Origin of the sequence: Paenibacillus azoreducens (genome assembly GCF_021654775.1) — a bacterium.
GTDB lineage: Bacteria > Bacillota > Bacilli > Paenibacillales > Paenibacillaceae > Paenibacillus_AQ > Paenibacillus_AQ azoreducens.
This window is the reverse complement of record NZ_AP025343.1, coordinates 6,869,478-6,891,520: the sequence shown is the minus strand read 5'-3', so window position 1 is coordinate 6,891,520 and position 22,043 is coordinate 6,869,478. Positions and strand designations below refer to the sequence as shown.

At 49.8% G+C, this 22,043-nt stretch carries 20 protein-coding genes; 9 read left to right on the top strand and 11 right to left on the bottom strand.

What is annotated here, in order from left to right:
* Window positions 1-162 precede the first annotated feature (162 nt).
* The 4 genes from mobA (at window position 163) to L6442_RS30915 (ending at window position 3,777) form a co-directional block, all read left to right on the top strand.
* On the top strand, window positions 163-819 hold the full coding sequence (gene mobA / locus L6442_RS30930) for a molybdenum cofactor guanylyltransferase (protein ID WP_212980536.1): 657 nt from the start codon (window positions 163-165) through the stop codon (window positions 817-819).
* A gap of 373 nt (window positions 820-1,192) precedes the next feature.
* The gene (locus L6442_RS30925; RefSeq protein ID WP_212980535.1) at window positions 1,193-1,876 is read left to right on the top strand and encodes a TorD/DmsD family molecular chaperone; all 684 of its coding nucleotides are present in this window, start codon (window positions 1,193-1,195) and stop codon (window positions 1,874-1,876) included.
* 237 nt (window positions 1,877-2,113) lie between these two features.
* Window positions 2,114-2,701, top strand: a complete 588-nt coding sequence (locus L6442_RS30920; protein WP_237100138.1) for a TetR/AcrR family transcriptional regulator — start codon at window positions 2,114-2,116, stop codon at window positions 2,699-2,701.
* Window positions 2,698-3,777: a DUF418 domain-containing protein gene (locus tag L6442_RS30915; protein WP_212980534.1), complete on the top strand. Its 1,080-nt coding sequence runs from the start codon at window positions 2,698-2,700 to the stop codon at window positions 3,775-3,777. The genes L6442_RS30920 and L6442_RS30915 overlap by 4 nt, the downstream gene beginning before the upstream one ends.
* A gap of 109 nt (window positions 3,778-3,886) precedes the next feature.
* Here the strand turns inward: L6442_RS30915 and L6442_RS30910 are convergent, their stop codons facing one another.
* From L6442_RS30910 to L6442_RS30880, 7 genes are all read right to left on the bottom strand, one after another.
* On the bottom strand, window positions 3,887-7,105 hold the full coding sequence (locus tag L6442_RS30910) for an efflux RND transporter permease subunit (RefSeq protein WP_212980533.1): 3,219 nt from the start codon (window positions 7,103-7,105) through the stop codon (window positions 3,887-3,889).
* A gap of 70 nt (window positions 7,106-7,175) precedes the next feature.
* On the bottom strand, window positions 7,176-8,096 hold the full coding sequence (locus L6442_RS30905) for a TetR/AcrR family transcriptional regulator (protein ID WP_212980532.1): 921 nt from the start codon (window positions 8,094-8,096) through the stop codon (window positions 7,176-7,178).
* A gap of 203 nt (window positions 8,097-8,299) precedes the next feature.
* A complete protein-coding gene (locus L6442_RS30900; protein ID WP_212980531.1) occupies window positions 8,300-9,193 on the bottom strand; it encodes a sigma-70 family RNA polymerase sigma factor in 894 nt (297 codons plus the stop codon).
* A 249-nt stretch (window positions 9,194-9,442) separates the two neighbouring features.
* Entirely contained in the window at window positions 9,443-9,889 is a 447-nt protein-coding gene (locus tag L6442_RS30895) for a carboxymuconolactone decarboxylase family protein (RefSeq protein ID WP_212980530.1), read from the bottom strand.
* A gap of 65 nt (window positions 9,890-9,954) precedes the next feature.
* Window positions 9,955-10,269, bottom strand: coding sequence for a DMT family transporter (locus tag L6442_RS30890; protein ID WP_194233992.1), 315 nt, complete (start codon window positions 10,267-10,269; stop codon window positions 9,955-9,957).
* Complete coding sequence (locus L6442_RS30885; protein ID WP_212980529.1) at window positions 10,269-10,619, bottom strand: DMT family transporter; 351 nt, start codon at window positions 10,617-10,619, stop codon at window positions 10,269-10,271. Before L6442_RS30885 ends, L6442_RS30890 begins: the two co-directional genes overlap by 1 nt.
* Window positions 10,620-10,803: 184 nt before the next feature.
* On the bottom strand, window positions 10,804-11,388 hold the full coding sequence (locus tag L6442_RS30880; RefSeq protein WP_212980528.1) for a TetR/AcrR family transcriptional regulator: 585 nt from the start codon (window positions 11,386-11,388) through the stop codon (window positions 10,804-10,806).
* Between the two features lie 278 nt (window positions 11,389-11,666).
* On the opposite strand from L6442_RS30880, the gene cls reads away from it, so the two are divergent.
* The 5 genes from cls to L6442_RS30855 all read left to right on the top strand — a co-directional run bounded on the left by cls (window position 11,667) and on the right by L6442_RS30855 (window position 18,837).
* Complete coding sequence (gene cls / locus L6442_RS30875) at window positions 11,667-13,172, top strand: cardiolipin synthase (RefSeq protein WP_212980527.1); 1,506 nt, start codon at window positions 11,667-11,669, stop codon at window positions 13,170-13,172.
* 270 nt (window positions 13,173-13,442) lie between these two features.
* On the top strand, window positions 13,443-14,921 hold the full coding sequence (locus tag L6442_RS30870) for a phytoene desaturase family protein (RefSeq protein WP_212980526.1): 1,479 nt from the start codon (window positions 13,443-13,445) through the stop codon (window positions 14,919-14,921).
* A gap of 85 nt (window positions 14,922-15,006) precedes the next feature.
* On the top strand, window positions 15,007-16,077 hold the full coding sequence (gene fni / locus L6442_RS30865) for a type 2 isopentenyl-diphosphate Delta-isomerase (protein ID WP_212980525.1): 1,071 nt from the start codon (window positions 15,007-15,009) through the stop codon (window positions 16,075-16,077).
* Window positions 16,078-16,549: 472 nt separating this feature from the next.
* The gene (gene ychF / locus L6442_RS30860; protein ID WP_194233998.1) at window positions 16,550-17,650 is read left to right on the top strand and encodes a redox-regulated ATPase YchF; all 1,101 of its coding nucleotides are present in this window, start codon (window positions 16,550-16,552) and stop codon (window positions 17,648-17,650) included.
* A 956-nt stretch (window positions 17,651-18,606) separates the two neighbouring features.
* A complete protein-coding gene (locus tag L6442_RS30855) occupies window positions 18,607-18,837 on the top strand; it encodes a hypothetical protein (protein WP_212980524.1) in 231 nt (76 codons plus the stop codon).
* Window positions 18,838-19,303: 466 nt separating this feature from the next.
* On the opposite strand, the gene L6442_RS30850 is transcribed toward L6442_RS30855, so the two are convergent.
* From L6442_RS30850 to L6442_RS30835, 4 genes are read right to left on the bottom strand one after another with little or no spacing between them, the layout of a single operon-like run.
* Window positions 19,304-20,473: a DUF4097 family beta strand repeat-containing protein gene (locus L6442_RS30850; protein ID WP_212980523.1), complete on the bottom strand. Its 1,170-nt coding sequence runs from the start codon at window positions 20,471-20,473 to the stop codon at window positions 19,304-19,306.
* On the bottom strand, window positions 20,470-20,991 hold the full coding sequence (locus L6442_RS30845; RefSeq protein ID WP_212980522.1) for a hypothetical protein: 522 nt from the start codon (window positions 20,989-20,991) through the stop codon (window positions 20,470-20,472). The genes L6442_RS30850 and L6442_RS30845 overlap by 4 nt, the downstream gene beginning before the upstream one ends.
* Window positions 20,988-21,410, bottom strand: coding sequence for a zf-HC2 domain-containing protein (locus L6442_RS30840; protein WP_212980521.1), 423 nt, complete (start codon window positions 21,408-21,410; stop codon window positions 20,988-20,990). Before L6442_RS30840 ends, L6442_RS30845 begins: the two co-directional genes overlap by 4 nt.
* Window positions 21,407-21,940, bottom strand: coding sequence for an RNA polymerase sigma factor (locus L6442_RS30835; RefSeq protein ID WP_212980520.1), 534 nt, complete (start codon window positions 21,938-21,940; stop codon window positions 21,407-21,409). Before L6442_RS30835 ends, L6442_RS30840 begins: the two co-directional genes overlap by 4 nt.
* Between the last annotated feature and the right edge of the window lie 103 nt (window positions 21,941-22,043).

The window sequence follows — 22,043 nt, the reverse complement described above, 5'->3', positions numbered from 1 at the left end:
GACGGAGGCCTAAGAGAAGCCGCCATCCCCACTTTATCATGTGTTGAAAAGGGATACAAACCAATAATTGATAAAATAACCAGTTACGTATTTTTTAAACAGCAAATGGCTCAAGTTTGTGAACACTCACATTTAATTATTGAAAACAAAGGAAGGGATTGGATGATGGAGACCTTAATCACAGGCGTCGTGTTGGCAGGCGGGCAGTCAAGGCGGATGGGAGCGAATAAAGCGCTGCTTGCCGTCGGCCGGGAAAAAGTGATCGAGACCATTATCGGCGCCATGTCGGCAGCGGTTCAGGACATTCTGATTGCGGCCAATGAGCATACTGCGGATGCCTACCGTGAGTTAGGCCGGGAGATCGCCTGCGACCGGTTTCCTGGACAGGGGCCGTTATCCGGCATCCATGCGGCGCTGCATGCGGTCAAAACGCCATGGATCATCGTTGCGGCTTGCGATATGCCTTTTGTTTCACCGGAGCTGTTTCTCTTTTTGCGGAAAATTGTAGCGGAAGAGGAAAGGCTTCACGCTGAGGAAGAAAATGTTCAAGCCGTGATTCCTCTGGAGGATGGAAGGGCGCAGCCGCTGCTGGCCGCATATCACATCAGCGCTCTACCTGAGCTGGAGGATGCTTTGCATGCCGGCAGGTTGCGGATGACGGACTGGCTGAACATGCTTCGTGTTCGCTACATTGCGGAAGAGACGTTGCTGCAAGAGACGGGGATTGATGCGGGCCATGTATTTTTTAACATGAACCGCCCGGAGGATTACCGGACAGCCGTTGAGAAACAGGGCGATGGAGAGGCGGGGGGTTGTTGATTCAACCCCGCTTAGGCTGAACGAGATACGGAAATGGTCCGGTTTATGAACATTCAATTAAAATTTAAAATAAAAGTGTGATTCCGCATTTTGATGTGAATAATATCACATATCAACCGATTATTTTAGGGTATGGTGAAATTAGGAGTAAGAAAGCGCTATCTTGTCTGTATATAGATCAAAACGAAGGATAACTTTTCGTTAAGTGCGAGTTCAAAAAGGACGGTACCGGAAGCCCCGGCTGAATTCAAGATTCGATGTCGAGCCAGCTCCCTGATTCACTTTTAAAAGCGGACTTTTTGAACAACATCTTTAATGGGTTATAAGGGTGAAGACGCTTATGTTATGGACCTTGATAAAGGAGGATTCAGCTATGACGACAACATTGGCATCGTTGCTGGAGACTGTGGAAGGGGCCCGATGGCTCCAAGGCAGGAGCTGGGTATACCAGTTTTTGATCGACTTTTTAGGGAATCCGCCGAGTTTGTCGCTGATCGCGCCGTGGCAGCGCCAGGTTGCTTTGCGTGAGGAAATGGTGCTTACCGAAGGGGGAAGAAGGCTGCAGCAATATTTTGGAGAGCTGGAACCTTGCGAGCTGTATGAGGTATGCCGGAGTGAGACGGAGGAATATGAACGGCTGTTTGCCGGGCCCGATGCCCTGCTTCCAAGCGTCCGTGAGAGTGTATACCGTTCCACCGATTTGCGCAGCGGGCAGCGATGCATGCAGCAAATCCGTGCTGTATACGAAGGTTGCGGTATTGTCTTCAACAAGTTGGACAGCGAAAAGGACGACCATCTCTCGATCGAGCTGGAGTTTATAGCGGTGGCCGGAGAATTTATGGATCAAACGCGGGATTTGCCGGATTGCCAGCTCATGTGGCTGGATACGCAGATTGATTTTTTGGAAAATCATCTGCTCCAATGGTCGCCGCAGCTGGCCAAGGAATTGTCGGCTCTGGCCCGCACCCCGCTGTATCGGGAAATCAGTCGCATCCTGGAGGAATTTATTCCATATGATCTGAAGATGCTCCGCGTGTTACGGAGAGAATTGGCTTAAATAAAGATCAATTTCATAATGCCAATTGCCGTTTGATCCAATATCTAGGTTCAACCACTCGATTCAAATCCATTATGAAATTGACTTACAGATAAAGCGAATGTCTATAAGGACGTTCGCTTTTTTTTTGGGGAAAAGGATGCTGCGATCATTCAAATGTTATAAAAAGCTCTTGAAAAGAAAATTAAGTTCTTGTATGATCTACTTACCGACCGGTAAGTAAGGGAGTTGATTAATATGAATATGAATAAAAAAATGACATATGAAGTCATTCTCGAAACCAGCTATCGGTTATTTGCGGAGCATGGTTTTGAAAAAACAAGCATGTCGATGATCGCCAAGGAATTGGGAATATCCAAGCCGGCTTTGTATTATCATTTTGCCTCCAAGGAAGCGTTGATCGATGTATTGTTTGAAGAAATTTGTCGGGGCATTGATTTCAGCCGGTTTTTTGACAAGCGGCAATATACGAAAGGAAATTTTGAGCAGCGGTTTATTGAAGATGGTTTGAATATGATTGGGCATCAGGACCAGAATTATTTGCAGATCATGAACCAGTACCATGCATTAGGATACCGGGAACCCAAATACATGCGCATGCTGATTGAAATTTTGGAAGGTTACACGAAGGGTTTTGCGGAACTTCTGCAGCATGGAGTCGACCTTGGTGTATTGCCGGAACAAGATGTTATGGTCCGGGCGGAGATGTTGACCATGATTATGGACGGAATGGACAATTTTATGAGTTATGGTTTTGAATGCCGTTATGAAGACATATGGAAAGTAACCGTGCTTAGTTTGATCAAGGGAGACCGCGTCCCATGAACATGTCCAAACAGAGAATAACCGCTCTGGATTATGCCCGCGCTTGGGCTATTTTCGGCATGATTATGGTGAATTACAAACTGGCCATGGGTGCTGACGGTTCTGGATCATACTTGCTGCGCATGTTTTCCGGGATTTTTGAAGGCAGAGCTTCCGCCTTATTCGTTGTGCTTGCAGGCATTGGCGTATCGTTGATGACCGCTAAAGCAAGAAACTCCATGGATCGGGAAGTCATCTGTTTGCAGCGGAAAACTTTATATAAGCGAGCGGCCTTTTTATTCGTTGCAGGCGTCCTCCTTTTGTTGACGGGCTGGAGCGCGGACATTCTTCATTATTACGCATTTTTTATGCTTGTCGCATCGGTGCTGATTGTTGCGCCCGATCGGGTGTTTCTGGTGATGTCCGTCATTACCCTGCTTGCGGCGCAGGTTATGCAAATATCGTTTAACTATGGTCAAGGCTGGAACCCGACCTTTCATGAATATACTGGATTTTGGACGGTTTCAGGATTTATCCGCAATCTGCTGTTTAACGGCTTTCACCCGGTTTTCCCTTGGGCATGTTTTTTTCTGATAGGGATGTGGATGGGCCGGCAAAAATGGCTGTACAGCGGCAACCATAAAAAAATACTGTTATTTGCGGTCTTAGGGACGATAGTTTTTGAACTTCTGTCATGGGGACTGATCCAATGGAGCTTCCCGGTGCTTGATGCGAATTCGGCCCACTATTTATTTTCTACAAAACCGATGCCGCCCACCATGCTTTACGTGCTGTCATCGACTTGTTCGGCGGTGGCGGTTATCATGCTCAGCTTCATGATTGTGGAGCGCAGCGGGGAATCCAGAATTACAAGAGGATTTATCCACACCGGGCAGCTATCCTTATCGCATTATCTAGGACATGTGCTGATTGGATTAGGGCTGCTTGAGACGGTGAAGGTACTGGATAACGGGAGTTTGGCTTTCGCCATTGCTTATGGCTGCGGTTATTTTCTGCTTGCGGTGATCTTCTCTTATTGGTGGAGAAAAAAATGGACGCGCGGGCCGGTTGAATGGATCATGCGCAAACTCACTTAATTTGGGGATTTGCAAAAGTCCGAATGCAACAGCCAGAACGTAACAAAGACGCGTCCCTTCCTCGCATAGAGGATAGGGCGCGTCTTTGTTGTTTCTGCTTGCCTGAAGCTTATTCTTCCGACGCTTTAGGTTTGCGGAATTTCATCAGGAATTCGTACACGACCGGTACGATCACAAGCGTCAGCAGCGTGGAACTGATCAGACCGCCGATGACGGTAATGCCGAGACCCCTGGAAATGATGCCGGCGCTGTTTTCCAGGCCGGAAACCAGCGGGAGCAGAGCCCCGATCGTTGCCAGAGCGGTCATCAGAATCGGACGGAGGCGGGTAGCGCCTGCTTCAAGCAGCGCTTCGCGCGTCGACATACCTTCGCGTTCCTTGTGAATGACGCGGTCGATCAGAACGATCGCATTCGTTACGACGATACCGATCAGCATGAGCGCACCCATGAGAGAGGATACGTTCAGCGTTTCTCCGCCAATCCACAATCCGACGAGAGCGCCGATGATCGTGAACGGCAGGGAGAACAGGATCGCAAACGGAGCCAGGCCGCCGCCAAAAGTAACGACGAGTACGAAGTACACGATCGCAATGGCTGCCGCCATAGCCAGACCGAGCTGCGTAAAGGTATCGTTAATTTGTTGGGTTGTACCTCCGAATTTCACTTCCACCCCGTCAGGAAGATTGATTTTGTCAATTTCCTTCTGCAAATCGGAGGAAGCTTTGCCCACATTGTTCGTCAAAATATTCGCGGTTACGTTAACGACCATTTTGCCGTCCGTACGGGTAATTGTATCCGGAGAGGAGCCTTTTTCCACGGTCGCTACATCCTTGATCGGCACGTTCATGCCCAGCGGGGAAGCCACCGTTTCATTGGAAATATCGTCGATGCTCTTGTACTCTTTGCTGTCCGTTTCAATAAATACTTTGTATTTCTTGTCTTCGACCTTGATCTCGGTCAAAACCGGACGTTCTCTGACAGGGCTGAGTTTCATCGCGATTTGCCCGGCAGTCAGTCCCATCGAGCTCAGTTTTTGCTGGTCGGCGACGATGGTGTATTGATCATAGGCTTTGGACAGGCTTGTTTTGGCTTTTTCGAAATTTTTCGTATCGGCTTCAACCAGTTTCAGAACCTGGTCGGATACCGGTTTGATGTCATCCAGACTGTTGCCGAAGACGCTGATGCTGAGCGAGCTTCCGCCCATGCCGCCAGTCATGTCCATCGTAGTCCATTCGCCCTTGGAGACCTGTTTTTTCAGTCCTTCGATCAGGTTTTTCTTCACATCTTCAAAGTTTTTGGTGTCATTCTTATATTGCAGATAGAACAGTCCAGAGTTGGTGGATCCGCCGCCCATTGGGTTGCCGCTTCCTCCGATGGAATATTGCATTTTATCCAGGTCCGGCTGCTCGAGAATATATTTTTCGGCATCCAACGCACGTTTCTCAACGGTTTCAAGCTGGGCGCCCGGTTCCGGAGTATAGGTGATCATCACGTATTTATCTTTTTGCTCCGGCATGAAGCTGGTACCGATGAGCGGCGTCAGGAATAAACTGCCCACGAGCAGGATGACAGCCAGTCCGAAAGCGATCAGCTTGTGGGACAAGGCCCAGTTCAAGATGCGCTGATAACCGCGAGCCATTTTGCCCGGTTTGTCATGGTCATGCTTGTTCGCTGATTTGGTTTTGATGCCTTTCTTGAACAGGGAATGCGCAAGCATCGGCACCAGGGTAATCGCCACCAGCAGGGAAGCCAGCAGGGCGAAGACCATCGTAAGCGCAAACGGCATAAACAGTTCGCCGACCATACCGCTGACGAAAGCAAGCGGCAGGAAGACGGCGATCGTCACGATTGTCGAAGACATGATCGGAACGAACATCTCGCGGGTCGCTTCGCGTACCAGCTCGCGGCCGCGCAGTTTTTCGCTGCCGCTGGTCATCCGCCGGTAAATATTCTCGATAACGACGATGGAGTCGTCGACGACGCGTCCAATCGCTACGGTCATCGCGCCCAGCGTCATCATGTTCAAAGTGATATCCATTCTCCACAGGATCAGCAGCGCCATCAGCAGGGAGAGCGGGATGGACAGAACCGAGATAATCGTGGAACGGATGTTTCTCAAGAAAATCAGGATGATAAGAACGGCGAACAATGCGCCGAATACCGCTTTGCTCATCATGGTGGATACGGCGTCCTCAATCGGTTTGCCTTGGTCGAGCATGATGGTCAGGTGCATGCCTTTGAACTCGCCTTCGAGCTCTTTGGCTTTTTCTTTCACGGCGTTGACGACATCGACGGTATTGGCATCGTTGTCTTTGATGATCTGCATGCCGACCGATGTTTTGCCATTCGTGCGGGATACGGATTCCGCCTTGCCGATTACTTGGATATCCGCAATGTCGCTCAGTTTAACGGTCGAGATGCCAGCAGGGACGGCTTGCGTCGGATGTCCTTGCATCGCCGCGCCGTTTGCCGTTCCTTGGGAACCAGGGTTTTGTGCTGTTCCCGGAGCGGCCGCTCCCGTTCCGTTTGCTTGGCCGGCCGGGTTTGCCGCCCCTTGGCCCTGAGCTCCGGCTCCGCCCGAACTAGGGATCACGGGAATCGCCAGGTTTTTCAAATCATCCATGGTGATGATATTGCCATCCACCACGACGGCTTTCGAGGACTGGTCCAATGTGAACAGCCCCAGTGGGGCACGGATGGAAGAGCCTTGTACGATCCCTTTGACGGTATCTTCGGAAAGCCCGAGCTTGGCCATTTTTTCTTGATTGAATTTCAGCTGAACTTCCTTTACGAATTGGCCCGAAGTAGATATGGAAGCAACACCAGGGATTTTTTCCAAAGCGGGTTCAACCTGGGTTTCAATATTTTTGGTCAGCTTCTCCAGATCATTGGAATCATCCGACGCACTCAGGGAGACGACGGGAAAAGAACTCATGCTGAATTTCGATATGGTAGGTTTCTGCACTTCATCGGGCAGCTTGACCTCATTAAGCGCCTCACGGACTGCTGCGGTCGCCTGATCCAGGTCCGTGCCATAGTCAAACTCCATGGCGATGTTCGAGGCATTCTCCATGGAAGTGGAGGTGACGGTCTTTACGCCATCCACATTGCGCAGCCGCTGCTCAAGCGGAACGGTGACGTCCTGTACAACGCCTTCGGGCGCCGCGCCTGGATAAACCGCCGTTACATTTAGAAACGGCACGTTAATATTCGGAATCGTTTCTTCCTTCATCGACAGGCCGCTATAGAGTCCGGCTACCGCGATGATAATCGTCAAAATCCAGATGGCAAACTTATTGTTTAGCGAGAAATTAATGATTCCCTTCATTTCGCAGGTTTCTACTCCTCTCCTTATGTCTTTCCAACAGCGATTGATGCAGCATTACTGAATAAAACGTTCATGTACGGTCGGGTCTTGAGGATAAATAAAGCTGGTAGATGTCCTTCAGTTCCCCGCTCAGCGGAGCGAGCTCCTGAATTTGTTCCAGATTGCTCATCATCCCGACGAGTATGGCTTTACGCGGTTCGAGTTCAAGCAGCTCTTTTTCTACAATCTGAATGGACTCGAGAGCAAATTCCCGGCTGGATTCATCCATAGCGATGTCTTTCAACTGATCTTTCATCTGTTTGGTCACCATCAGCGGATGCCGCGGCTTGTCGGGGTTCACCATAAATTGTTCCACCCATTTCGACCACACCTGCATCGACACGAGCGGTTCCCTCTGATCACGAAGCGTGCTTGCAGCCACGTCATCCAGCAGATGGATCAGATGCTCCGCCATCCGGTGCACATTCAAAGGCAGCCCGGGAATCATCAGCGCGCGGATATATCCGGTGAGCATTCCGGTCATAAACATCGTCAGATCCATCGTATAAGGGGAAATGTCCTCACCGTAAATCTGGACCAATTTATGATGGAACCAATTGAAAGCATGGATGTGCTTCTCGCGCAAGCATTGAGATATAGCGGGTTTCTTGCCGCCCATATGCTGGTCATGCAGCTGCATGATGGCGAATTCACGCAATTCCTCCAGCCGGTTCAGAAGAACTTCCACCTGCTTGTGAAGCTGTTCTTTGGGAGTCAGAAGATGCTCCTGCTCCACCTGCATGACGCTATCGCGGATCATTCCTTCACAGTACAGATAGATGCTTTGTTCCAACTCTTCTTTCGACTTGAAGTGGAGATAAAGGCTCCCTTTGGACATCCCGCAATATTCGGCGATTTCCTGCATGGAGGTGGACGAGATTCCTTTGGTGGAAAACAGCTGCAGGGCAGTCTTCAAAATTTGCTTCTTTTTGTCCGCTAGTTTCTCAGACAAATATACATTCACTCCTTTCTGAACGCTTCGGTTCTCATTTTGACCGTGTAGTCAGAATGATTATATTACAAACAGGAGGGTGGATTCAAATCCACGCCGCCAGTCTCGTTTTTTCGTGGGATGATATGTAAGGATGCGAGGGAGCGGAAATGAAAAAACCGCCAAAAGCAGGCGGTACGGTTGGCTTTTAAATTACATACGAATCAAAAGATGATGGGTTGCAAATGTTCCAGCTTCAGGGGATTTTTGAGATTATAGATATCCTGCAAACGGTCGCCCGCGTCCGTCATGCGGAAACAGAAGATGGATTTGACCTCGGTTCCGTCGATGAACAAAAGGCTGATTTCGCCGTTAAGCTCGGACATTTGAATCTTCCAGCTGCGCATATCGCGGTAAGCTTTCGGCGAGGTCAACAGTCTGATGATGCGTTCGCGACCGGAAATCGGATGGATGGCCGTACGCACCACGCCTCCGCCATCAGAGATAAACACGGCATCTTCGGCGAGCAATTCAAGCAGCGTATTCGGATCATAATGAAGAAAAGCATCCGCAAACCGCGTAATTACCGCCTTTTGCCGTTCATTGCTAACCGGTGATGCGGGGAGTTCACTTCCCTGCAGCTGCTTTTTGGCCCGGCTGTAAATTTTGCGGCAGTTGGCTTCCGTCTTGTCCGTTATGTCCGCGATTTGCCCATAGTCGTATTCAAACACTTCCCGCAGCAGGAAAACCGCCCGTTCCGTGGGCGTCAGACGCTCCAGCATCAAGAGGTAGGCATAGGATAAAGTATCCTTTTGCTCTGCGGCAAGCTCGGGCAGCCCGGCTGCGCCTGCTACAGGTTCGGGCAGCCACTGGCCGATATATTCCTCGCGCTTCTTCTGCGCGGAATGAAGCAAATTCAGGCAGCGGTTCGTCACAGACTTGGCGATATAGGACTTCATGTTCCGAATTTCCGCCGTATCCTTCAGCGCAAGTTCGGCAAACAGATCCTGAACGACGTCTTCGGCATCCGTATACAAGCCCAGCATACGGTAAGCGATGGACAAGGCGTATGAACGGTAGGTGCGGTATAGCGATTCGAAATGTACGGCTTCCGTCATCGTGAAATCCTCCCTTGCTGTCTACTTGAGCGGCAAGAACCCCTGTACCTATTGAAAGGTCAGGGGTTCCGCCTATTAAACTTCCGGGGCCCGCAAAGTAATCGGAACAAGCTTCGAAGGCTGCATGTCACTCCGTACTTTTGCTTCGCAAAAGCGCCCCTCTGCGAGAGGCGCCCTCACTTCTTTCCGATACTATTTGTGGGGTTATTTTAAAAGGAATCGCCGGGCGTTTGGCGGGAGCGGCTTAATTCATGAAAAGCATCCCGGGAACATTCCTGTCGAAATCGCGATCCGGTTCCAGCTGTTTATCGTATTGACGGCCAAAATAAGTTCCATGTATTCATTTTCATCATAATGTTCCCTGACGCGTTTGTACACCGCTTCCGACACGCCTTGTTCAGAAATGCGCGTCACCGCTTCAGCCAGTTCCAAAGCCGCCCGCTCGCGGCCGGAATAGAGGGGCGCTTCCCGCCAAACGTTCAGCAGCAGAATATGATCCTGATAATCGCCGAGTTTGAGCAGATCCTTGGCGTGCATATCAAGGCAAAATGAACAGCCGTTGATCTGGGATACGCGGATTTTGATCAGCTCGCGCAGCACCGGATCGATCGAGCTTGCCGAGTCGGCTTTTTGCAGATTGACCATTGCTTGATATACATGGGGGCTTACAGCCCGGTAATTAAATCTTAGTGTCATTATAATCAGTCCTCCTTTATTTTCACATAAGGAAGACAAAATAGACTCTGATTTTGTGACATGAATTACGAAATTAATTTCAGACCTACGGCCGAACCGAGAATCATGGAGATAAACAATAAACGGCGCCATTCCTTCGGTTCCCCGAACAGAAACATGCCGGTTAGCGTGCTTCCGACCGTTCCAATCCCGGTCCACACCGCATACGCCGTTCCCATCGCCAGGGTATTCATGGCGTAGGACAGGAGCGCGAAGCTTCCGGCAAACGATGCGAACAGCATCGCGTAAGCGGTCCAGCCTTTCTTTTGCGTGACCCCTTTGATGGCGATGACGCCGATCACTTCACATATTCCTGCAAGCACAACTGCTGCCCAAGCCATTACGCATCCGCTCCCTTCTTGGTGTCTGCCGCTTCTTGCCCCGTGATCAGTTTCAGTCCGATAACGCCTGCGAGCAGCACGAGAATAAGCAGTGTCTTCAACCAACTGAACGGTTCGCCGAAAACGATCATTTCCGTCAGCACCGTGCCGGCTGTTCCAAGACCTGTGAAGACCGCGTAAACCGTGCCCACAGGGAGATGCTTCGAGGCATTAATAATGAGATAAAAGCTTATCGCTATCGCAAGTGCCGTGAGCAGCCATTCCCAGATGTGAGTAGAATGCTTGAGGCCGGTTACCCATAACACTTCCACGGCGCCGCTCAGTACAACTAATAACCAATGCCGGTTCATGATGTTCTCCTCCTTAAAGCGATATCGGGGTGTGCTTTTGACCCCCTATCTACGATATCGCCATTTAAAAATTCCGCGCCCAAAACGCGGTATGTTAGGACGATCAAGAAAATAGCTGCTCATTTTACTTGATCGCGCCTATGTGCAAAGAATGAAACAATGAAGCGTTTCTTTACTCTTCATATCATTTGGAAGCTTGAACCCCGGCCCAGAAAATAGGCCAGGCTGCCTTCAGCCGCCGCTTCGAACTCGCAACCCCTCCGTATACCATCTCTACAAGAATGCCGTCCGTAAGCGTCATATAAGCAACCGCGGCATCCTCCGGATCGCAGATGGTTACCGATCCCTCCGCCTGAGCCTGCTCCATTAATTGGATCACTCGTCTTTCCATGGAATCAATGAATGGCAGGATGAGCTCCATGACCTCATCATAGAGGGCAGAAGGCGGGAAAAAGGACATCCGGAGCACGAATTTGCTTTCGCTGCTGCGGGTATATTCCTCTTGCAGAAATTCCAGCATCTCGAAAAGGCTTTTTTCCAGCGGCAGGTTTCTCCGGCTGAAGAAATAGCGGACAATCCGCCGTTTTTCTTCTTTCAGGGCATTTTTCAGCGAACAGAGGAACAGATCATCTTTCCCTTTGAAATGAGCGTATATGGAAGGTTTTTTAATCCCGACGTCCTCAGCTATTTTTTGCAGGGAAGCTCCTTCATAACCTTCGCGTGCAAAATGGGTAAGCGCGGTATCCAAAAGCGAGCGTTTTGCATTCATATCATCGCCTCCACTTAACTAACTAACGTTCGTTAGGTAATATTTTTTCACGAAATGATTTTCCTGTCAAGGGCTACGAAACAGAACTTTTGAAATGGGATTTTAAAAGTTTCTGCTTTTTTCTGTTTTTTTCGTCAGGATCTTACTTGAAATTTTATCAAATGCTGTTTTTTTGCCGGTAATCTATAGGAAGATTGGGTTTGTTCATGTAGAATATAGCTTGCTAGCTGAATATGCATAACCTTTGCGATCAAAGCGATATAAAAGTGAGGGAAGATATGAGAAAAGCAATACTGACTGTATTGGTGGCAGCTTTATCATTTGCATTGTATTATTTCGGCTTCGGCTTTTTCGGCAAAACCGCAGGTACGATCGTCAGTATTTTCTCTACGATGACCGTCGTATCGCTTGGTTTTATGATATTTATGGAAAACAGGAACCCTTCCTCAACCATGGCCTGGATTTTATTGCTTGCGCTGGTGCCGGTCGTGGGGCTGTTTTTTTATCTTTTGTTCGGACAAAACTATTTCAAGCGCCGCAAGTTCGATAAAAAAGCCGAGCAGGATTCGAAGATTTACGAAAAGCTGGAAGAGGAGAGTGCGCGCGGTCAGCAGGGACTATCGGAATACAGTCCGACGCAGCAGCAGTTGATGCGCTTGTCGCAAAGGCTTGCGCGGACGCCCATTTCGTTTTCGAGCGAAACCAAAATCCTGACCAACGGGCAGGAGACCTTTTCCACGCTGCTGCATGAGCTGCAAAAGGCCAGGCATCATATTCATATGGAATATTATATCTACCGCGCCGACGATATCGGTTCACGGATTCAGCAAATTTTGATCGAGAAGGCCAGGGCAGGCGTTCACGTTCGTTTTATGTACGATGCCTGGGGCAGCATGCAGCTGCCTAAATCCTTTTTGCAGGAAATGTCGAATGCGGGAGTGAAAGTGGCCGCTTACGGAAGCTCCAAGGCGTTTTTTCTGTCCAGGGTAAATTTTCGCAATCATCGTAAAATCGTGGTCATTGACGGAAACGTCGGTTTCATCGGCGGCCTGAACGTAGGGGATGAGTATTTGAGCCGCAGCTCCACGTACGGATTTTGGCGCGACACGCATATGTCCGTCAGGGGAGAGGCCGTCAGAACGCTGCAAACCATTTTTCTGCAGGATTGGCATTATATGACAGACGAAAAGGTAACGGAAGCCGAATATCTATCGCCGCTTAGGTCCGGGCATAACAACGGCGCCGTGCAGATTATCCCAAGCGGACCCGATAATGACCGCCGCGTGCTCAAAAATATTTTTTTCTCCATGATTACTTCCGCGCAAAAATCGGTCTGGTTGGCTACGCCTTACTTCATACCTGACGAAGATATTTTGACCTCGCTGCGCGTTGCCGCCATGTCGGGCCTGGATGTCCGTATTTTGTTCCCTGCCAAACCGGATAAATGGCTGCCGTTTCTGGCATCCCATTCCTATTTTCCGGCGCTTTTGGATGTGGGCGTCAAAATTTACGAATACGAAAAAGGCTTCCTGCATTCCAAACTGCTGGTTATTGATGGGGAAGTAGCGACGATCGGCACGGCCAATATGGACATGCGCAGCTTTCACCTGAATTTCGAGGTTAACGCGCTTTTGGTGCAGACCGACAGCGTTCAGCGGATCATGGCTGATTTCGAGCGTGATCTCAGCTACGCGAAGCAGATTATGATGGACAAGGTTATGAAGAAAAAGATATCCGAGCGTTTTCTGGAATCGCTGGCCCGCCTAATGTCCCCGCTTTTGTAGCAGGGCCCGCGCCCGGCCTATGATATGGTTTGCCGCAATCATTGGATGCAATCATCGTTCGTAAGAAATAACGGATACGGTCAAAAGGCGTTCTGCTTTGTGCGGAGCGCCTTTTTGCCGTATGTATGTGTCTTTTTGTATTTACGCTTTCCTTTATGACTGGTATTATCTGGTTAATGTGTTTTGTTGGTTGGTTTGTTTGCGGGCATTTGGAGCGATTGTATAACAGACGGGGGAACGAACCTTGGTTAGGAAAGGCGGGCGGTATACATGAGACATCAAGCCGTTGTGATCGGTGCGGGGTTTGGCGGATTGGCTTGTGCAATTATCCTTGCTTCCAAAGGCTGGAAGGTTAAAGTGCTTGAACGCCAGCAAGCGCCGGGCGGGAAGCTGCAGCGCATCCAAAGGGAAGGATATACGTTCGACCGTGGCCTCAGTTCGATTACGATGCCGCATATGTTCCGCAGCCTCTTCGAAAAGGCGGGGGCAGACCTGGAGGATTATATCGGATTATACGAACTGGAACCGCGATCAAGGAATATTTTTGCAGACGGATCCGTTGTGGACATGAGCAGGGACGCCGAAAAAATGAAAGATCAAATATCGACCTTCAGTCCGACCGATGCACTTCAATATGAAAGTTTCCTGCGGGAATCCGCCGAGCTGTATCAGCTGTCAGAGGAGCATTTCATGAACCGCTTGCTTTCAAACTGGAAGGAAAGGGCAAATCCGGCGATGCTGCGCAATTTTCTGCGAGCCAGGCCGGCGACTTCCTTGCAGAGCCTGCTTCGGCGGTATTTCAATCATCCCAATACGCTGGCCATGCTCAGCCGATATTCGACGGTTGCCGGCTCCTCGCCGCAGCAGTCGCCATCCATATTTGCCCTGCTTGGTCACGTGGAGGCCCGGATGGGGGTTCACGGAGTTCGCGGGGGAACGTATTCGATAGTCGAAGCGATGGTCAGGCTTGCGTTGGAGCTCGGAGTGGAGATCATAACCGGATCGGAAGCAAAGCATATTGCAGTTCGTAAAGGCAGAGTAGCCGGGGTTGAGAGCGACAGCGGATTTTACGGGACCGATACGGTGATTGCGGCCGGCGACCTGCTGACGATGAACCGGGATTTGCTCGACGAGAAGGACCGTCCTTCCATGCGCGACGACAAAATCAGAAGTTACAAGCTTTCGCATTCAAGCTTTGTTTTGCTCGCCGGCGTACCCCGTCAATACAGCAAGCTGCTGCATCATACGATCTTTTTTCCGGAATCTTATACCAGGGAATTTCAGGAGATTTTCGAGTACGGGCAGCCTCCGCGTCATCCCGCTTTGTATGTTTGCTATTCGGGCTATTCCGAAAAGGGACTGGCTCCGGAAGGCAGCAGCAACCTGTATATTTCAGCCAAAGTGCCGTATCTGACTCCCTTGACCGACTGGGAGAAGGAAGCGAAATCATACGGTGAAAACATCTTGTCCGATCTCCAAAACTATGGACTAACCGATATTGATAAATACGATGTTGTGGAGCTTTACACCCCGCAGAATATTGCGGCCGACACGCTGGCCTATAAAGGGTCCGCTTATGGCATATCCTACAATTCGCTAAGGCAAACTTTTTTTCGTCCGGGCCACCGCAGCAAGGATGTGGAGGGGCTCTGGTTTGTCGGCGGGATCGGTTATTTCGGCGGCAGCACGCCGCTTGTGACGCTTGCGGGCAGACTTGTAGGTGAATATATCGATGCATATAAGGTATAATATGTTTTTAAGATTATTGGACGGATGTTTGTTCTTAAATAGGTTGGTTTGATAAACCGGAATTAGTGTGGAAAGGGGTCACGTAATGGACGGAAAAATTGCCGGAAACCGATCGCTTCTGCCGGAAGCGCCAACGGGTGAACGGAAAATGGAACATGTGCGGCTTTGTTTGAATGAAGAAGTGGGTGGCGTGGGGATTACGTCCGGGCTGGAAAGATACCGTTTCCGGCATAACGCGCTGCCGGAGACGGATTTTAATGGGATCTCGCTGAAAACATCTTTTTTGGACATCCCAGTACGCACTCCGCTGCTTATCAGCTCAATGACGGGCGGAAGCAAAGCGACGGGATTGATCAATGAACGGCTGGCGGCGGTTGCCGAGGAGCGCGGCTGGGCCTTGGGCGTAGGTTCAATCCGGGCGGCCGTAGAACGGGAAGAGCTGGCGGATACCTTTCATGTACGCAAGCATGCCCCGACGATTCCGGTCATCGCCAATTTGGGTGCGGTTCAGCTCAACTACGGCTTTGGAGCGGATGAATGCCGCCGCGCGGTCGAAATCGCCGGAGCCAACATGCTGGTACTTCACTTGAACGGACTGCAGGAGGTATTTCAGCCTGAAGGCAATACCGATTTTGGCGGTTTGTTGTCACGGATCGAACAGGTGTGCAAGCAGATGCATGTTCCGGTCGGCGTCAAAGAGGTCGGTTGGGGGATTGACGGCGAGACCGCATCACGGCTGCTGCAGGCCGGAGTGGATTTTATAGATGTGGCCGGAGCCGGGGGCACCTCGTGGAGCCAGGTCGAGAAGTTCCGGAATAAGGATGCGGTACGGCGGGCAGCGGCGGAGGCTTTTGCCGGCTGGGGCATCCCGACGGCGGAGTGCATCGTTGAAGTGCGAAAGGTGTCCCGGCAAGCCGGTTTAATTGGCAGCGGGGGTCTGAAGGGCGGCGTGGACGCTGCCAAAGTGCTGGCGCTCGGAGCCGATCTGGCCGGATTTGGCCGCAGCGTGCTGGGACCGGCGGTGGAATCTGAGGGAGCGCTGCATGCCGCTCTAGAGCAGGTGGAATTCGAGCTTCGCACGGCCATGTTCGGCATCGGAGCGGCAGATATCGCGGCACTTCGGGGAACCACGCGATTGGCGCGGAACATGGTGTAGTCCGGAGCCGATGCTGGCAGATTGAATCTTTGGGGAGAGCCGCGATTTTACGGGATGGACCGTTTGCCCGCCTTAAAGTGCGTGTTCAAAAAGGTCGGTTTTCAGCACCGAAGCTTATGCTTCCGATGTGCGTTTTTTCAAAACGCTTCAGTTGAATGAAGATAGGGACTGAGGAGCGGAGCGTACATTGGGGTACGTGAGCACCGGAAGGCCCGGCTGAATTCAAGATTCGATGCCGAGCTTGCTTCCTAATTCACTTCGTGATCAAAAGCGGACTTTTTGAACACCCTCTTAAAGCCGTTGATCCGGCTGATGGGTGACCCTGCTCTTATCTTGATGCCCCCAAGGTTCTAATATATAATGGGTAGGATTGAGAGGATTGTGCCTTTCGGTGCAAAAACATCCATTTTATTGATAGATTCAATTCAGGCGTGCAAGCCCATTCTAATAAGAAATAGGAGTGTCATCATCCATGGCTTTGAAAGCAGGTATCGTGGGACTGCCGAACGTCGGCAAATCCACTTTGTTTAATGCGATTACGCAGGCGGGTGCGGAATCCGCCAACTATCCGTTTTGTACGATTGACCCGAATGTAGGCGTGGTGGAAGTACCGGATGAGCGTCTGGACAAGCTGACAGAGCTTGTACAGCCTAACAAAACGGTTCCGACCGCTTTTGAGTTCGTAGATATCGCCGGCCTCGTGCGCGGCGCAAGCAAAGGCGAAGGGCTGGGCAACAAATTTTTGGCCCATATCCGTGAAGTGGACGCCATCGTGCATGTGGTCAGATGTTTTGAAGACGAAAATATTACCCATGTCGACGGCAAGGTTAATCCTGTCAGCGACATCCAGACCATCAATCTGGAGCTGATCCTGGCCGATCTGGAGAGCGTCGACAAACGGATCGAACGCGCCCGCAAAAACATGAAGGGCGGCAACAAGCAATACGAGCAGGAAGTGGCCGTGCTTGAGCGTGTAAAAGAAGCGCTGTACAACGATCAGCCTGCGCGCAGCGTGGAGCTGTCCGATGACGAGAAAGCTATCGTGCGCGACTTGCATCTGCTTACGCTGAAGCCGGTTCTTTATGCGGCCAACCTCAGTGAAGACGGAGTAGCCGATGCGGACAACAATCCGTACGTGCAGCAGGTCAGAGAATTTGCCGCGGCGGAGAATGCCGAGGTTGTGCCGATCAGCGCCAAGGTTGAGGCGGAAATCGCCGAGCTTGAAGGGGAAGACAAAGCTATGTTCCTGGAGGAGATGGGTCTGGAGGAATCCGGCTTGAATCGCCTCATTAAAGCGGCCTACCGTCTGCTTGGCTTGTATACGTACTTCACGGCAGGCGTTCAGGAAGTGCGTGCATGGACGATCCGCAAGGGGACCAAAGCGCCGCAGGCGGCGGGCGTCATCCATACGGATTTCGAGCGTGGTTTTATCCGCGCCGAGGTCGTTTCTTATGATGATCTATTGGCCGCAGGCAGCATGAACGCAGCCAAAGAGCGCGGTCAGCTTCGCCTGGAGGGCAAAGAATACGTCGTCGCTGACGGGGATGTAATGCATTTCCGTTTTAACGTGTAATACTAGAGATGGACTTTAAGGGCTGTCCCAACAGTGCGCTGCACCCGATTGTTAGTCATGTGATTGGCAATGAGGTGCAGCCCGCAATAGGGGCGGCTTTTTTTCGCTTTTCGGCAGGGAGCTGGACAGGCGGCATTTTGGGGTGGAGGGATATAGATCGATTATAAAATTGATTCAGGACGCAAGCTTTTTCAGACAGGTCATCATGTGATCAGGAAAATGTTGCGAAAGTGCATCCTTTTCAGGCATTTCATAGCGTGAAATGGAAAATTGTTGCGAAAGTACATCCATTTGACCATGAATCGTCTGTTTATGCCTAAAAGCTGGGGAAAAGATGTATTTTTGCAAGCTTTCTGGCCATCATTGCCTGGAACGCTAAAATAGATGTACTTTTGCAACTTTTCAGATGGAACAGCCGATCAGCCAATCATTTTTGTCATGTAGGATTTTGCTAAAACCAAAAAGCGAATTCAAGAATCCATTTCATTAATGCCGCTGTTGAAATACCCTTAATATTTTTCATTATGAAATTGATTTATTGTACATTTATTTTTGATACGCCTTTGAAAAACGAGGATCATTGTTGCGAAAGTGCAAGTATTTAAGAGGGATCTTCGCTTTTAGCCTAAATCGACGAAAAAGCCTGCAGATTTGCAAGCGTTTCCTACAAGTGAAGCCATTTTATCAAGAAAAACCGCACTTTTGCACTCTTTCCCTTCCATGTTGACTTCAGAAATATTCGCATTACCACCCATCCAAGCTATTCGCTTCAAGATCAATCCTATATTCTATATCAACCGGCATGATTTAATAAGTGATTGCCTGCCTTGAATCTAAGCGAATGCTTGCGATAATCAGAGCTGCGGTGACGATGACGCTGACAACATGGAATGGGTGCATTGGCGATCGGACACTATAGGAGAAGCGGTGTTTATAAGTTAAAGGGGGAGTATCAGTTGAGTCATGACATCAGTATCTGGACGCTCAAGAAAATGCCTTTGCAGCAGGTCATTCAATATATTGAGCAGAACAGCACGCCTGAATATCGGGCGCGGATGGCTAAGATAAAGAAAGCCGATTATGAGCAGCTGCCGGCCGAACAAGCCCAGGATAAGCTGGTTGCTGCGATTTCGAAAATGAGCGAGGAGGAATATACCGACTATTTATTGGAATTGGTCGATGAATAAACGAGCAGGAGAGGAGTTCAGGAAAAAAACGAATCAGCATCGTAGGAGCGATTTTGCAAGCCGGCCTTATTAGCAAAAATCGGGTTATCAAGATATTGAATCTTGATGCAGATTTTTTCTTTAGATATCAGAATGTATAACCTTCCGGTAAACGGGTCCCGATATCGCAAAAAAATTACCGCTAACCGCGATCCGGCTTCTTAGAAGGTGCATCGATAGAATTTTTCTTAAGATTATAGAATTGTTAGTTTTAAGCGGAGCTTAAGCGTTCTATAATCGCAAGAGAAATTACCGCTAAATGCGGTCTGGCTCCTTAGAAGGTGCATCGATAGAATTTCTTTTATTTTGCGATTTTCCCATCATCCACTTTGTGAATTTTTCTTTTTCTTCAAATTGCTTATGAATTGATTCAGCCAAAAATAAAAAGCGCTGCCGTTAGCGGCAGCACTTCATTCCAACCCAAGGCTTATTCTTTGTCTCCGTAATTCACTTTAATGCTTCCGTTGGTGGTGGCCAGCTCAATCTTGTGAGTACCGTCGCCAATCTTGGCGTGACCCCGTTCGTCGCCGTCTTCAAGGTTCCAAGGTATATCGCCTTTGATGGACGAATTGGTTGTGCGGGCTTTGATTTCGGCACTGGTATTCTCCGGAATGTTCAGTGAGTAGCTGCCGTTTGAAGTGGTGCAGTTCCAATCGCCGCCAATAGCGGATACGCCCTTGATGGAACCGTTCGTCGTTTTGGCTGTTAATCCGCCAGCGATCTGATTCACTGTGATGGAGCCATTGGATGATTTAAGCTGTGCAGATCCGCCGATATCGGACGCGCGTACGGATCCATTGGTCGTTGATGCTGAAGCATTGCCTTTAATCTGCTCCAAAGTGATGGAAGCATTGGTTGTTGTTGCGGCGGCACTGCCTTCAATTTGCTCCAAAGTGATGGAAGCATTGGTGGTCACGGCCGTAAACCCGGCAGCAATTTCTCTGCCTTTAATCGAGTTGTCTTTGGTGTGCACTTCGACTTCAAGCGTTTTGGGGACCTCAACATTCAAATACTCCTCCCCGATGCCGAATCCGATGTTAATAAATGAAACCGAATTATCATTCAGCGAAAGGACAAGCGTATCACCCTCCGTATTAACCTTCCATCTTTCTTCAATCATGCGGTCCGCGTCTTTCTGGTTGTAGGCGTCATGGAAGCGGAACTTGCCGTCATACGCTACCTTGGCATTGTCCGAACCGGTCACGTCGACTTTTCCATGATCCACGACAATTTCAACGCGTTTGATATTGCTGCCGATCTCTGTTGCACCGTGAACCGAGCTTACGTATCCTTGGTTAAACAAAGTGCCCAAGTTTGGAATCATAGTCTGGGCCGCGCTGACGAGCAGAAGGATAATCATTATGGTTACGCTGAAGCCGCCCAGCCGGACCTTTCTATTGGAGTAGATGATGTTGGCGATCACAACTTCGACGCCAAGCAGGATGAGCAGTACAGGCCATACATATTTCAAGGAATTAAACGATAAAACATGATTAAATTGCAGTAAGATAATCACGCCGATGCCGATCAGGCCGATGGCGGAGGTCCACCTGCCGACTTTGATGGTCGGCTGGGGATGGTTGTCGGGAGTGTTCATAAAATTTCATTTCCTTTTCGATCATTTTTTTTGAACAGAAGCGTTAGGCCGTACCCGATTAATACGAGGGCCAGCAGAATGCTTGCTGCATTTTCATGCATCAGCCAGTCCCAAAACCCCGGGAAGACGGTCATAAGCAGCACCATGCCGCCTACAATGACGCAGCCTACGCCGGTCCAGAACGGATTCAGCTGATTATCGCGCGGATATCCGCCGGCAGCCATCAAATCCTGCATCGTCCAGGGATACCCGAACGTATCCTGATTCATCATCATGCGTTCATGTTCAAGGGTTGCGGCTTTCATCCAAGCGGCTTTTTGCAGCGCATCGAACAACTGGTAGCACCAGAGAATGGCCAGCGCAAAAGAGAAAATCATGGGGATGGACGAAATTAAAATAATACTGGTGCAGGCGCCGATCATGATTTGCAGCCCTTGTTTGGTAAAACCGAGGTACAGGTGGCCGAGCCCGGGAATCATCGCGAGCAAAAACGTAAGCCATCTTCTTTTCTTAATCATCGATTACCCTCCTTAAATAAATGATTCACTGAATATGAAAACTTTTGCGTTGCCTGTGAAATGCCAGAGCTCAAATGTTCGAATACGCCGAACTGGAACAGGCAGAACGCCAGACATGCTGCAAGCCCGAAATGGGCGATCATAGACTTGCGGGAATTCCTTGGTTTGAGGCGCGAAACCTCACGCGTATATAGAGGCGGCATCTGCCGGATTTCATTCATGATATCCGCGGTCATATCGGGAAAATTAGAGTCGGTTTCAGGCTGTTGCCAGATGCCGGACAGCTCTTGCAATTCCTTGTGCCATGCTTGGCAGGCAGGACAGACAAGCAGATGCTGCTTGATATAAAGGGAGGATTCGGGCGGCAGTTCTCCTGCGGTGTAAGCCCCAAGTTGATATTGGATTAATTCACATTTCATCGTAATTCCTCTCCTTTCTTCCGCATCATCGCCCTTGCACGGTATAGCTGGGATTCCACGGTTTTAAGGGTGACCCCGCGCCGCTCGGCAATTTCCTGATAAGAACATTGTTCAAAATAATACATCTGAACGGCCGACCGATATGGTTCACCCAGTTCATCGACGATCCTTCGGAGCCTTCGGCTCCGTTCATCGGATAACACAATTTGTTCCGGCGTTTCATTTGTGACCCAATCGTTTTCACTCACCTCTCCCGGACTCCGCCGCGCCTGCTCGCGCTGCTGCGCGCGTTTCCAGTCGAGACATTTGCGGACGGCGATCTGGTAAAGCCAAGTCGAGAAGGAGGAATCTTCGCGGAAGGCGGGGAGCGCCGAATAAGCCTTCATAAAGATGTCCTGCGACAAGTCTTTGGCCGATACGTCATCGGATGTTATTTTGAGGCACACATGATACACCATATTTTGGTATCGCTGCACCAGAAATTTATAAGCTTCCTGATGGCCGGCCTTGACGGCCCGGACCCATTGCAACTCTTCCAGTCTTCTCCCCCTCCTCCTGTTACATTAGGTTTGACGCCGCATAACTTTCGACCCCTGCAAACTTTTTTTGAAAATTTTTTGGGCAATCAAAGAA

What these genes read in the sequence shown, in the direction of transcription:
- mobA (WP_212980536.1), top strand. Translation starts at nt 163, where the DNA reads ATGATGGAGACCTTAATCACAGGCGTCGTGTTGGCAGGCGGGCAGTCA.
- L6442_RS30925 (WP_212980535.1), top strand. Translation starts at nt 1,193, where the DNA reads ATGACGACAACATTGGCATCGTTGCTGGAGACTGTGGAAGGGGCCCGA.
- L6442_RS30920 (WP_237100138.1), top strand. Translation starts at nt 2,114, where the DNA reads ATGAATATGAATAAAAAAATGACATATGAAGTCATTCTCGAAACCAGC.
- L6442_RS30915 (WP_212980534.1), top strand. Translation starts at nt 2,698, where the DNA reads ATGAACATGTCCAAACAGAGAATAACCGCTCTGGATTATGCCCGCGCT.
- L6442_RS30910 (WP_212980533.1), bottom strand. Translation starts at nt 7,105, where the DNA reads ATGAAGGGAATCATTAATTTCTCGCTAAACAATAAGTTTGCCATCTGG.
- L6442_RS30900 (WP_212980531.1), bottom strand. Translation starts at nt 9,193, where the DNA reads ATGACGGAAGCCGTACATTTCGAATCGCTATACCGCACCTACCGTTCA.
- L6442_RS30895 (WP_212980530.1), bottom strand. Translation starts at nt 9,889, where the DNA reads ATGACACTAAGATTTAATTACCGGGCTGTAAGCCCCCATGTATATCAA.
- L6442_RS30890 (WP_194233992.1), bottom strand. Translation starts at nt 10,269, where the DNA reads ATGGCTTGGGCAGCAGTTGTGCTTGCAGGAATATGTGAAGTGATCGGC.
- L6442_RS30885 (WP_212980529.1), bottom strand. Translation starts at nt 10,619, where the DNA reads ATGAACCGGCATTGGTTATTAGTTGTACTGAGCGGCGCCGTGGAAGTG.
- L6442_RS30880 (WP_212980528.1), bottom strand. Translation starts at nt 11,388, where the DNA reads ATGAATGCAAAACGCTCGCTTTTGGATACCGCGCTTACCCATTTTGCA.
- cls (WP_212980527.1), top strand. Translation starts at nt 11,667, where the DNA reads ATGAGAAAAGCAATACTGACTGTATTGGTGGCAGCTTTATCATTTGCA.
- L6442_RS30870 (WP_212980526.1), top strand. Translation starts at nt 13,443, where the DNA reads ATGAGACATCAAGCCGTTGTGATCGGTGCGGGGTTTGGCGGATTGGCT.
- fni (WP_212980525.1), top strand. Translation starts at nt 15,007, where the DNA reads ATGGACGGAAAAATTGCCGGAAACCGATCGCTTCTGCCGGAAGCGCCA.
- ychF (WP_194233998.1), top strand. Translation starts at nt 16,550, where the DNA reads ATGGCTTTGAAAGCAGGTATCGTGGGACTGCCGAACGTCGGCAAATCC.
- L6442_RS30850 (WP_212980523.1), bottom strand. Translation starts at nt 20,473, where the DNA reads ATGAACACTCCCGACAACCATCCCCAGCCGACCATCAAAGTCGGCAGG.
- L6442_RS30845 (WP_212980522.1), bottom strand. Translation starts at nt 20,991, where the DNA reads ATGATTAAGAAAAGAAGATGGCTTACGTTTTTGCTCGCGATGATTCCC.
- L6442_RS30840 (WP_212980521.1), bottom strand. Translation starts at nt 21,410, where the DNA reads ATGAAATGTGAATTAATCCAATATCAACTTGGGGCTTACACCGCAGGA.